Annotated in this window: 5 protein-coding genes and 1 pseudogene; 2 read left to right on the top strand and 4 right to left on the bottom strand. The window is 72.6% G+C overall.

Going from position 1 to position 5327, the window contains the following annotated elements:
• A pseudogene (locus tag HMPREF3086_RS17730) lies at window positions 1-264 on the bottom strand (carboxyltransferase domain-containing protein); the annotation flags it as partial.
• The gene (locus tag HMPREF3086_RS00475; RefSeq protein ID WP_061229979.1) at window positions 261-1112 is read right to left on the bottom strand and encodes a LamB/YcsF family protein; all 852 of its coding nucleotides are present in this window, start codon (window positions 1110-1112) and stop codon (window positions 261-263) included. The gene HMPREF3086_RS00475 and the pseudogene HMPREF3086_RS17730, both read right to left, overlap by 4 nt.
• Window positions 1113-1168: 56 nt before the next feature.
• On the opposite strand from HMPREF3086_RS00475, the gene HMPREF3086_RS00480 reads away from it, so the two are divergent.
• Window positions 1169-1825, top strand: a complete 657-nt coding sequence (locus HMPREF3086_RS00480; protein ID WP_082767861.1) for a hypothetical protein — start codon at window positions 1169-1171, stop codon at window positions 1823-1825.
• On the opposite strand, the gene HMPREF3086_RS00485 is transcribed toward HMPREF3086_RS00480, so the two are convergent.
• Both HMPREF3086_RS00485 and HMPREF3086_RS00490 read right to left on the bottom strand, forming a co-directional pair.
• Window positions 1770-3062, bottom strand: a complete 1293-nt coding sequence (locus HMPREF3086_RS00485) for an FUSC family protein (RefSeq protein WP_061229981.1) — start codon at window positions 3060-3062, stop codon at window positions 1770-1772. The two genes, HMPREF3086_RS00480 and HMPREF3086_RS00485, sit on opposite strands and share 56 nt — an antisense overlap.
• Window positions 3019-3435: a DUF3151 domain-containing protein gene (locus HMPREF3086_RS00490; RefSeq protein WP_043567286.1), complete on the bottom strand. Its 417-nt coding sequence runs from the start codon at window positions 3433-3435 to the stop codon at window positions 3019-3021. The genes HMPREF3086_RS00485 and HMPREF3086_RS00490 overlap by 44 nt, the downstream gene beginning before the upstream one ends.
• Before the next feature lie 298 nt (window positions 3436-3733).
• Here HMPREF3086_RS00490 and HMPREF3086_RS00495 point away from each other — a divergent pair, with 298 nt between their 5' ends.
• A complete protein-coding gene (locus HMPREF3086_RS00495) occupies window positions 3734-5140 on the top strand; it encodes an NAD(P)-binding domain-containing protein (RefSeq protein ID WP_061229982.1) in 1407 nt (468 codons plus the stop codon).
• The last annotated feature ends 187 nt before the right edge of the window (window positions 5141-5327 follow it).

The raw sequence follows: 5327 nt of genomic DNA on the forward strand, positions 1-5327 counted from the left end.
GGGGTAGCGGATCCGGTCCCCGGGTAGCGGATTCTGGGTGGACGGCGGCTCCTCGGAGAGGAGGGCCTCGACCCGCCGCCGCAGCCCGGGCAGCGCCGAGGCCTCCCGCGCGGTCACCAGCACGGTGCGGGCCGCCGCGACCACGTCGACGGCCTCCGGCCGCAACCCGCGAACCCTCCCGGCGAGCTGCACCGCCTCTGCCAGACCCGCACACTCGAGCAGCAGCGCGGCCTCTCCACAGCGGCGGATACTCGTCGTCGTCATCTCTCCCCCGCCGGCGCGAACGGCGCCAACGACACGCCGGAGGCCACGAGAGCCGACCGCACCCGGCGCGCCAGGTCGACGGCTCCAGGGGTGTCCCCGTGAACGCAGATCGACGCGGCCTCGACGACGACCGGCGAGCCGTCCGAGGCCGTGATCTCCCGCCCCGTGGCCATGGCCACCACCCGGGCGGCGACCTCGTCGGCGTCGGTGATGACGGCTCCCGGCTCGCCGCGCGGCACGAGGGTGCCGTCGGGTCGGTACCCGCGGTCGGCGAACGCCTCGGTCACGGCCCGCACGCCCGCCTTCTCGGCCTCCGTCAGGACCGCCGCACCGGGCAGGCCGAGGATCGGCAGCGGGTCCTCGTCGGCGACCGCGGCGTAGGCCAGGACCGCGTCGACGACACCGGCCGCCTGCTCGCGATCGTGGACGATGCGGTTGTAGAGGGCCCCGTGGGGCTTGACGTAACGTACCCGCGAGCCGTGGCGTCGCGCGGCCATGTCGAGCTCGATCAGCTGGAACGCCACGATGCGGGCGACCTCCTCCCGACCGAGGTCGTGATCGACGCGACCGAAGTTCTCCGCGTCGCGGTACGAGGGATGCGCGCCCACGGCCACGCCCCGCCCGGCGGCCGCGACGACCGTCGCGTTCATCGTGGGCCGGTTGCCGGCGTGGAAGCCGCACGCGACGTTGGCGGAGGTCACCACGGCCAGCAGGGCGGCGTCGTCGGGATCGGGCCCCGCGTGGGGCGCGAGCGAGGCCGCCCACCTCGGGGTGCCGCGGCGGGCCTCCCCGAGGTCGCAGTTGAGATCGATGCTGCCGCGATCGATGTCGTGCGCCTGTGCTTGCACACCTCCATCCTGCCCCAGGTTCGCCACCTCCGGCGGCTGCGGTCATGATGGAGGTCATGATCGTCATCCGCTGCGGCTCCGCGCCGGTCCCGACGGTCCTCGGCGAACACCCCCGCATCGAGGTCAGTGCGGCCCCCACCAAGGACGAGGTCGCGCGCGCGCTCTCGGAGGTCGGCACCCGCCGCCGGCTGGTCGTGTGCGGCAGCGACGCCGGACTGGCCGCGCTCCTCACCCGACTCATGCGCACCGAGAATCTCGACGTGGAGATCGCGTACGTCGCCGACGAACCGACACCGGCCACCAAGGCGTACGGCCTGCCGACCGGCTCGGAGGCCGCCAAGCTCGGCGTCCGGGGCAGTGCCCGCGAGGTACCCCTCGTGCGCGACGACACCGGGACCGCGCTCGTGGGCGAGGCCACCGTCCGCGGCCCCGAAGGGGGCCACCTGGTGGGCGAGGCCTACGCCGACGACAACCGGGTCTTCTCCGGCGAGATCGACACCCTCACCGTCCGCCCGACGCCGGACCTGCCCGGCGTCGTCGCCACGGCCGCCCGCCCCCGCTGGCTGCGACGACGGCCGTGGCTCGCTGCCCGCGCGGTCCAGCTGGGGACCGAGGCCGGCCTTCTCACCCGCGACGGGGTCACCGGCCGGAGGGCCATCAAGAGGACGACCTTCTACCGTCATACCGAGCCATGGAGGCTCGTGTCGCCCTGAACGGCGGCATCTCCGGCGCGGGCCGGTCCGGCGAATCCGGCCACTCCTCCTTGAGCAGCTCCGGCGACACGGCCGGCGTCCGCACCGTCGGCGGCAGCGTGGCCAGTGCGGAGATCTTGCTCAGGCCCGCCACCTGCATCACGTCCACGAGGATGGACCGGATCTGGGCGAGCATCACCATCTCTGTCATGCCGGAGCCGATCACCAGCTCCCGCTTGGCCCGCGCGGACACCGCGCGCAACTCCCGCAGCACCGTCGCGGCACCGGGTGCGTCGGGGTCGGCGGCCACCCGCTGGGCGAGCAGCTCCACCGCGTCGGCGAGCGCGGCCAGCAGCGAACTGAGCGCGGGCGGGACGTCGACCTGGTCGTCGACGGCCACGATCGCCCGCCGCGCCAGCACCCGGATGTTGCGGATGCCGTTGTCGAGCGGGTTGAGGATCCGGCTCAGCTCCACCTCCTCCGGACGGCGCCGACGGTAGAACGGCGAGATCCGCACCAACTCCTGCGCCCCCGCGAGCTGCTCCTCCACCGCGTCGATCGCCGGCTGGGTGTCGCGGGCGTCCTGCAGCGCCTCGCGGATGCGGTCGGAGTCGCGGCGGTCCAGGCCCTCGGCGACCTCCGCCAGGACCGACGAGGCCACCCCGAGCAGTGACGCCGCCTCGCGTCGGGCGCGCCGCAGCGGGTGCACGGGGATGAGCGACATCGCCACCAGCGCGACGACACCGCCGACGGCGGCGTCCACCATCCGCTCGTAGCCGCCCGCCGAACCCGGCGGCAGGATCGTGGCCACGAGGATCGCCGATGACGCCGCCTGCGTCCCCACGAGCGCGCCCCGGTCGAGGAACACCGCCGCCGACATCGCCAGCACCACCACCGCGGCGATCTGCCACGGGCCGGAGCCGATCTGCGCGATGAGCAGATCCCCCAGGCCGACGCCCACCACGACGCCGATCACCAGCTCGATGCCGCGGCGGACCCGCCGGCCCATCCCGGTGCCCAGCGCGATGGCGGCCGCGATGGGCGCGAAGAACGGCGCGGGGTGCCCCAGCAGGTCAAACGCGATGTACCACGCGATCCCGGCGGCCAGGCCGCACTGCAGGATCGGCAGGAACGCGTACGCCAGACGCCGGGTCCGCGTCCTCAGCGGAACCGGCAGCGCGGCGTAGACGCCCAGCGCGCGGGCGTCTAGACGATCACGCCAGGCCGAGAGGCGCGGCGGCGTGCGGGTCCGACTCATTGATCAGGTCCAGGCAACGGATGTACTCGTCCTCCTCACCGATCGACTGCGCGGCGCGGGCCAGCGCCGCGACCGCGCGGAGGAACCCGCGGTTCGGCTCGTGGTCGTACGGCACCGGGCCGAAGCCCTTCCAGCCGTGGCGGCGCAGCTGATCCAGCCCGCGGTGGTAACCGGTGCGGGCGAAGGCGTACGCGGTCACCGCGTCGCCGGCGTCGAGTGCGCGCTCGGCGAGCTCGGCCCACGCGATCGACGCCGCGGGATGGTCGGCTGCGACCGTGCGGGGGTCCTCGCCCGCGGCGAGGGCGTCCTCCGCCTCCGGATCGCCGGTCAGACGGGTGGGCGGGGGGCCGAGGAGATCTCCGAACTGGGTCATGCCGACCATTGTCCACGAATTGCCGCCTCCGTTCCCCCGGCGGGCGAACGGGCGCGGGACGGGCGACCGACCGGAGAGCGCAGGGCGAGCGTTTGCTATGGTGAGAGCCCTGCGGCGCCCCACGACGGGCGCCGCGGTCGCGTTGCCGTAGGCCGCACTGACCGCCGCCGCGACGCGGGATCGATGGTCCGGTGTCGAGGCCCGGAGCGCGCGGAGCCCCCTCCGCCGGCGCCCCGCCTCCACCGTACGTCTCTGCCCGAGACGAACGAGAGGCCGGTGACGGCCGGAAGGAATGTAGTTGTCTAATCAACGAATCGCCATCTTCGGAGCCGGCCCCAGCGGCATCGCCGCCCTGCGGGCCTTCGAATCCGCGCAGCGCGCGGGCGCCTCGATCCCCGAGATCGTCTGTTACGAGAAGCAGGACGACTGGGGCGGCCAGTGGAACTACAGCTGGCGCAGCGGGATCGACAAGTACGGCGAGCCGGTGCACTCCTCGATGTACCGCAACCTGTGGTCGAACGGCCCGAAGGAGGCCCTGGAGTTCGCCGAGTACACCTTCGACGAGCACTTCGGCCGGCCGATCCCGTCCTACCCACCGCGCGAAGTGTTGTGGGACTACATCGACGGCCGCGTGCGCCGGTCGAAGGTCAAGGACCAGGTGCAGTTCTCCACGGCCGTGCGCTGGGTGGACTACGACCGCGACCAGGACAACTTCACCGTGACCGTGGAGAACCTCCGCTCGGGCCGCACCACCACCTCCGAGTTCGACCGCATCATCGTCGCCACCGGCCACTTCAGCTTCCCCAACGTGCCCGGGTTCGAGGGCATCCACACCTTCCCCGGCTCGGTCCAGCACGCCCACGACTTCCGCGGCGCCGAGAACCTGGCGGACAAGCGGGTCCTGCTCGTCGGCGCCTCCTACTCCGCCGAGGACATCGGCGTGCAGGCGTTCAAGATGGGCGCCCGCTCGGTGACGATGTCCTACCGCACCCGGCCGATCGGCTACGACTGGCCGGACGGCATGGAGGAGCTGCCGCTCATCGACCGCTTCGACGGCAGCACGGTCCACTTCACGGGCGGCGAGACGCGGGAGTTCGACGCGGTGATCCTGTGCACCGGCTACCTGCACAAGTATCCGTTCCTGCCCGCCGACCTCGCACTGCAGTCGCCGAACAACATCTACCCTTCCGGCCTGTACCGGGGCGTGGTGTGGCAGAAGAACCCGCGCGTGTACTACCTGGGCGCCCAGGACCAGTGGTTCACGTTCAACATGTTCGACGCGCAGGCCTGGTACGTCCGCGACCTCATCCTCGGACGTACGCCGCTGCCGTCGGCGCAGGACCGGGCCGCGCACATGCGCGCCTGGCGCGACCGCTTCCAGAAGCTCGACGGTGACGCCGACGAGGTGCGGTTCCAGGCCGACTACATCCGCGACCTCATCGACGCGACCGACTACCCGGAGTTCGACCTCGACGAGGTCGTCCGCATCTTCCTCGCGTGGAAGGACGACAAGGCCGCCAACATCCTCACCTACCGCGACAAGCCGCACCGTTCGGTCATGACCGGCACGATGGCCGCCGAGCATCACACACCGTGGCTGCGCGAACTGGACGACTCGATGGTGCGATACCTGTCGACCCCCACGCGTAGCGAGCTGGAGCAGATGGTCGTGGACGGCGCGCCCGCCGAGTCCACCACGCGCTGACCGCCGGACCCGGGGATGAACACTCGATGACGCCTCGGCGATAACCGGGGCGCGGGGGCGATCGATCGGTCACGCTGGTCACATGACCGACTCTGTTGCCGATCCCTCCGGGTACCGCGCGGGCCTCGGCCGGCGCTCCCTCCTGCGGGCGGGGGCGCTGGCCGGGGCGGCGGTCGGCGCCGGGGCC

This window comes from Dietzia sp. HMSC21D01, assembly GCF_001815995.1.
GTDB classification, from domain to species: domain Bacteria; phylum Actinomycetota; class Actinomycetes; order Mycobacteriales; family Mycobacteriaceae; genus Dietzia; species Dietzia cinnamea.